This window comes from Moorena sp. SIO3E8, from assembly GCF_010692445.1.
In the GTDB taxonomy this organism is placed as follows: Bacteria; Cyanobacteriota; Cyanobacteriia; order Cyanobacteriales; family Coleofasciculaceae; genus Moorena; species Moorena bouillonii.
In genome coordinates, this window is the sequence record NZ_JAAHHM010000256.1 from 1 (window position 1) to 4,862 (window position 4,862).

Annotated in this window: 7 protein-coding genes and 3 pseudogenes; 7 read left to right on the forward strand and 3 right to left on the reverse strand. The window is 43.8% G+C overall.

Annotated features, from left to right (window positions below; genetic code table 11):
* A pseudogene (locus F6K46_RS38170) lies at positions 1-127 on the forward strand (IS4 family transposase); the annotation flags it as partial.
* Here F6K46_RS38170 and F6K46_RS38175 read toward each other — a convergent pair.
* From F6K46_RS38175 to F6K46_RS38185, 3 genes and pseudogenes are all read right to left on the reverse strand, one after another.
* A pseudogene (locus tag F6K46_RS38175) lies at positions 124-414 on the reverse strand (reverse transcriptase domain-containing protein); the annotation flags it as partial. The pseudogenes F6K46_RS38170 and F6K46_RS38175 overlap by 4 nt on opposite strands.
* 40 nt (positions 415-454) lie before the next feature.
* Complete coding sequence (locus F6K46_RS38180) at positions 455-748, reverse strand: reverse transcriptase N-terminal domain-containing protein (RefSeq protein ID WP_293068222.1); 294 nt, start codon at positions 746-748, stop codon at positions 455-457.
* Between the two features lie 644 nt (positions 749-1,392).
* Positions 1,393-1,548 carry a hypothetical protein gene (locus F6K46_RS38185; protein WP_293068225.1) on the reverse strand — a complete coding sequence of 52 codons (156 nt, stop codon included), beginning with the start codon at positions 1,546-1,548 and terminating at the stop codon, positions 1,393-1,395.
* 17 nt (positions 1,549-1,565) lie between these two features.
* On the opposite strand from F6K46_RS38185, the pseudogene F6K46_RS38190 reads away from it, so the two are divergent.
* The 6 genes and pseudogenes from F6K46_RS38190 to F6K46_RS38210 all read left to right on the forward strand — a co-directional run bounded on the left by F6K46_RS38190 (position 1,566) and on the right by F6K46_RS38210 (position 4,685).
* Positions 1,566-2,706, forward strand: a pseudogene (locus F6K46_RS38190) (IS630 family transposase).
* A 78-nt stretch (positions 2,707-2,784) separates the two neighbouring features.
* The gene (locus F6K46_RS38195) at positions 2,785-3,021 is read left to right on the forward strand and encodes a hypothetical protein (protein WP_293068228.1); all 237 of its coding nucleotides are present in this window, start codon (positions 2,785-2,787) and stop codon (positions 3,019-3,021) included.
* A 410-nt stretch (positions 3,022-3,431) separates the two neighbouring features.
* Positions 3,432-3,722, forward strand: a complete 291-nt coding sequence (locus F6K46_RS40490; RefSeq protein ID WP_366510881.1) for an IS1 family transposase — start codon at positions 3,432-3,434, stop codon at positions 3,720-3,722.
* 75 nt (positions 3,723-3,797) lie between these two features.
* Positions 3,798-4,007: a hypothetical protein gene (locus tag F6K46_RS38200; RefSeq protein ID WP_198954043.1), complete on the forward strand. Its 210-nt coding sequence runs from the start codon at positions 3,798-3,800 to the stop codon at positions 4,005-4,007.
* Between the two features lie 87 nt (positions 4,008-4,094).
* Positions 4,095-4,364, forward strand: coding sequence for a hypothetical protein (locus F6K46_RS38205; RefSeq protein WP_293068232.1), 270 nt, complete (start codon positions 4,095-4,097; stop codon positions 4,362-4,364).
* Between the two features lie 69 nt (positions 4,365-4,433).
* The gene (locus F6K46_RS38210) at positions 4,434-4,685 is read left to right on the forward strand and encodes a hypothetical protein (RefSeq protein WP_198954045.1); all 252 of its coding nucleotides are present in this window, start codon (positions 4,434-4,436) and stop codon (positions 4,683-4,685) included.
* Positions 4,686-4,862: the final 177 nt, after the last annotated feature.

Genomic DNA, 4,862 nt, shown 5'->3' on the forward strand with positions numbered 1-4,862 from the left:
TCACGGACGTAGGGCCAAGAGTCTTTTCCGTCTAGGTTTTGACCATCTGCGTCATCTTATCCTTAATCCTCAATCCCTTCATCAGTTCGACTTTCGGCAATCTTTACATTTTTTGTCCTGTACTTAGGTAATTCCTAATTCATTTTCCATGCCATGTAGAGCTATGTTAGCCAGTAATGGGCTGATTATTCCTCCCTGAGGTGTACCTGACTCGGTGTTATAAAATACGCCTTTATCGACGTATCCTGTCTTTAGCCATTGTTCCACCAGGTTTCTAGCTGGAAAATTTCCAATGGTTTCCAGTAGTGGTTCATGGGCAATATTATCGAAGCATCCGGAAATGTCTGCGTCTAGTACCCACCACTTTCGGTTGTTTTCACCCTTTATGTTGTTGAATATCCTTTGTCTGGCATCATGGGTACTTCTTCCGGGTCTGAATCCATATGAGGTGGGTTCAAATTTGGCTTCCCAATGTGGCTAAGCGTGCATTTTTGACTATGCCTTGTATGCATCTGTCAATCATGCCGGGTATTCCTAGTGGGCGTTTTTTTCCATTGGATTTAGGAATGTATACACGTTTGGTAGGAATTGGTTTCCAGGTTTTATAACTTTTGAGAGCATCGACCAGCTCTCCTCTGAGGTTGGGTGTGAGTTTGGCTATTTTGTCTACCCCAGGGGTATTTTTACCTTTATTAAGTTGTGCCGCCTGTCTTACGGAGATGAGTGTGTTGGAATAGCTACGCAGCATGAGGCGTTGTAACTTGTTCACCTTTTTCCAGTTGCCTTCACGAGTCGCGAGGAATATTCAAAGTCTTAATTTCCTGACTGACCGATAGGCTTTCTTCCAGTCTATGGAGTGCCATTCGGTGGTTTGTTCAGTTACGATACCGTTTTCATTTGAATTCGGTTCTATCTTTTCCATTACAATTTAGGAGTAATCAGTATTATGTTCCTCCCTCGGAATCAGTTCTGAAATTCAGCACTCTGCACGAGTTGAGGGATTTCCCTCTATCCAACCGGTTATAGGTTTATCACCCTTTCCCGTTGGTTTTCACCATGTTGGCTTTAGCTTGGTTCAGTCTTTTACCGGACTCAGAGTTATACCTCCTCTTGCGATTTGGCTACCTTAATCATCGACCTAGATTAAGGACTCAATCTCGGCTTACCCGGTTACACACAAAGGAGATGCGAACTAATGGTTGTCGTCTCTACGCCGAGTCCGTGGAGTTCTTCCGGTTATCCAATATCTACTGGATTAACCCATGGAGCTAGTATCCCCATTACCGCTTTGACAGGGATATCAATCATTACGACGCTTCGATCAACGATTCCTTTCGTCAACCTGTTAGTTCTTTCCCTAACGTTCCATTATCATGCGGTATATGCTTCTGGTTACGCATTACCCTCTAGCTGTGAGACATCACAATTCGGGAGTACCTCAGCTTGTGAGCCGTTGATATCCATCTCGTTATGCCCCTTTGGGTGGAAACTTCGCTTGAACCCTAGTGGTCTGTCAAACTCATTTTGACGGATAGTAGAAGAGTCCATCTACTAACCCATAAACTATGCCAGCCAAGCGATATATTGTCGGCCTGACTCTCGATGAACGCCAAAAACTAGAACAATTAACCCAAAAAGGTATTGCTGCTGCCCGGAAAATCAATCATGCTCGTATCCTGCTCAAAGCAGATGTCAATCACCCGGATGGGGGGTGGACAGATCAAGCCATTAGCGAGGCTTTCAATATCAGCACCCGAACCATCGAAAGGGTTCGCCAACGGTTTGTGGAAGAAAGCTTAGAGAATGCGCTCAACCCTCGTCCCAGGTCGTCATTAAAGCTGCGACGGTTAGACGGAGAGGCAGAAGCTCATTTAGTGGCAATCGCCTGCTCCAAAGCACCCCCAGGAGCTAAGCGTTGGACATTACGACTACTGGCAGACCAAATGGTGGTATTGGGATATGTACAGAGCATTTCCCATGAAAGCGTGCGACAAGTTTTAAAAAAAACGAGCTTAAGCCTTGGTTGAACCAATCTTGGGTGATTCCACCTCAAGCCAATGCTGAATTTGTCTGCCAAATGGAAGAGGTTTTACAACTGTACAAAGCGTGCCTATGACCCTGATTATCCCTTGGTTTGCTTTGATGAAAGCTCGTTTCAGTTAATTTCAGAAACCCGAAAGCCAATACCTTTAGAACCTGGACAGACTGAACGTTTTGATTATGAACACAGCGCGAGAGGGAGTTTGTAATCAAATCATGTTTTTTGAGCCTTTAATAGGTTGGAGACATGTAGAAGTTACTGACCAACGCACTCAAATTGACTATGCTCAACAGATGAAGTATCTCGTCGATCAACGCTATCCCCAAGCTCAGAAAATCAGAATTGTTCAGGATAACCTCAATACCCACATTGGAGCCTCTCTTTACAAAGCCTTTATCCCGGCTGAAGCGAGACGTATTCTTGACAAGCTGGAGTTTCATTACACTCCCAAGCATGGAAGTTGGTTGAATATGGCTGAAATTGAGTTGAGTGTTTTAACCCGACAATGCCTTGACCGACGTATTCCCAAGAAGGATATGTTAAAAGAGGAAGTTGCTGCTTGGGAAAAGCGTAGAAATCAAATCTCTTCTCAAGTAGATTGGCGATTTACAACCGTTGATGCTCGGATTAAATTGAAGCGACTTTATCCGTCAATTAGTTCTTGACAGACCACTAGCTTATCGGAAGGTTACGGAACCTTCACTCCTTTGAGCGCCTTCATCGGTCGCCCATATATCTTGATTATGTCGTACTCTCAACGCCTACACCCATGGGTGGTTGTTCGCCTGTTGCCGAAAATGCAGCGGGTGGTTGTTGCTCGTTTCCGCAACCGTTCTGATGCCGAGGGGCATTTGCAGGCTCTGAAACGACTGATGCCTGATAGGAAATTTATCATTATCTTCGATATTGGTCAGCCTATAGACGCCCAGCCTATAGACGGCGAGCCTATAGACGACGAGCCTATAGAAGAAGAATCTTAAGGAGCAGGGAGTGTGGGAAGTGTGGGAGACCCAGCTCCCCAGCAATCAAATTTTAGTCCGACCCCAGAAACAGCCCTGGGCGTGGCGTTGCTGAATCCAAAAATGGTATACTAAAAATAAAACCATGGAATGCCCTAAATGTCATAGCCATAAAACTCATAAATATGGTCATCAAAGAGGAAAACAAAGATATAAATGCAACGAATGTGGACGACAATTTATAGAGGTTAAAACTGAGCGTGGTTACGATAAAAAAACTAAATCGCTCTGCTGAAAAATGTATCTAAATGGCATGGGCTTTAGAGCCATAGAAAGAGTGACTGGTGTTCACCATACCACCATAATAGGTTGGGTTAAAAAAGTTAGTTCACGCTTAAAAGATGTATGTTTCACGCTCATAAATCCCTGAAATCACTGAAATAGATGAGCTACAAACCTTTGTAAAAAAAAACAAGATTTGGGTGTGGACCGCAGCTAATAAGCACTATCCCGGGATTTTAAACTTTATAATTGGTGACCGTAGTGCTCAAACTTTTAAAAAGCTTTGGAAAATCGTAAAAGGCTGGCATAGCTTTTGGTATGTCACTGATAAATATGTTGTTTATCAAATATTTATTGATGACATTGACCATTTAACAAAAAAAAGTTATATGACTAGAATAGAGAGTGAAAATACTAGATTGAGAGTAACTTCTCAATAACCGCTGTGGGGTGAAAGAGATAGGTATAGAGTTAGCCCCCTTGTCAAGAGTGCATAAATCTGGTTAAACAAAGGTATGCTAGAAAACTCTGTGCAAGTAAAAAATGAGCAACTCAGCGACCTTCATGAGGTCGAGGAGCTGCGTGCGCTTGTCAGACAACAGGCTGAAACGATAGCAGAACTAGCCAAGCACAATCAAGAGTTAAGCAAGCGCATCCGTGAATTGGAGGAAGAGTTACGAGGGAAAAAGAAACTGAATAAAAAACCCCAACGAGCGTGCGAGTAAGCGTGGGTGAAGGGAAGCAGCTAGAACTTAAGCAAAGGAAAGGTAAACGTCCGCGCCTCAGCTAAAGGTCGTAAGAAAGATAGCTTCGTGGTGGACACCGAATGGAAAATAGAACCCTCTCAACTGCCAGTTGGGGCAAAATTTAATGGATACCGAGAATATTTGTTCCACGAACTTCCCATAGAAAGAAATAACATCCGCTTCTTGTTAGCCGAATATGTGTTACCAGGGGTCGGGGTAATTAGTGCTCAATTACCGCCACAGTATCAGCAATTCTGGACATTATGGCCCGCAACTAGTGGGATATATCTTGCACCAGTACTATCACAATCGAGTGACGCAACCAAAGATTCATGAGCAGCTACTGGAATGGGGTATCGAGATATCGGTTGGTCAAATCAATTCATACCGAGCGCGCAAAAATAGATGTGTTTCACACTCTCTCAGGCATCGGTTTTAGGGGCAGGATTAGAATGCTCAGAGTATGTTCACACCGATGATACCGGAGCACGACACAGTGGGAAGAACGGGTATTGCACGGTGATTGGTAATGAATGGTTTACTTTCTTTGCGAGCACCCCCCAGAAGACTCGACGCAACTTCTTATCGGTATTACAAGGCAATGCCCCGATTTATGTACTCAATCAGGATGCCCACCAATATGCACGCTTCCTATAAGTTAGCCGACAAGCATATGAACCGATTGAGTTTTGGTTCAACGGTGCTAGTGGGACTTTAGCAAAATTCAAGCCCAAATATAGCCCAAACTAGCTTTATAATTGACAAATACGTCCGGATTTTCCTGGAGCCAACGGACAAAACGGCAAGACATGGCACTACGAAAAGCTTCTAAAG